The organism is Paenibacillus vini, from assembly GCF_018403325.1.
In the GTDB taxonomy this organism is placed as follows: domain Bacteria; phylum Bacillota; class Bacilli; order Paenibacillales; family Paenibacillaceae; genus Fontibacillus; species Fontibacillus vini.
On record NZ_BOSL01000055.1, the window covers coordinates 1 to 369 of the forward strand.

Annotated in this window: 2 tRNA genes and 1 rRNA gene; all 3 read left to right on the forward strand. The window is 53.7% G+C overall.

The features are described from left to right. Nucleotides 1-108: ribosomal RNA gene (rrf, locus tag KJS57_RS26105) — 5S ribosomal RNA — on the forward strand; the annotation flags it as partial. A gap of 40 nt (nt 109-148) precedes the next feature. Next, nucleotides 149-225 (forward strand) — tRNA-Ile (locus KJS57_RS26110). A 43-nt stretch (nt 226-268) separates the two neighbouring features. Beyond that, nucleotides 269-344 (forward strand) — tRNA-Ala (locus KJS57_RS26115). Nucleotides 345-369: the final 25 nt, after the last annotated feature.

The window sequence follows — 369 nt, forward strand, 5'->3', positions numbered from 1 at the left end:
GATGGCGGAGGGGTTCCACGCGTACCCATCCCGAACACGACCGTTAAGCCCTCCAGCGCCGATGGTACTTGGACCGAAGGGTCCTGGGAGAGTAGGACGTTGCCAAGCGCATCCCTTAAATGGGTTGTAAATAGAATATTCCGATTATGGGCCCTTAGCTCAGTTGGTTAGAGCGCACCCCTGATAAGGGTGAGGTCGGTGGTTCGAGTCCACTAGGGCCCACCATTCACTCCATAATCGTTTTTTTTCTGATCCTGGAGTTTGTTATGGGGCCATAGCTCAGCTGGGAGAGCGCCTGCCTTGCAAGCAGGAGGTCAGCGGTTCGATCCCGCTTGGCTCCACCATATAATTTCATTAATACCTTGCAGA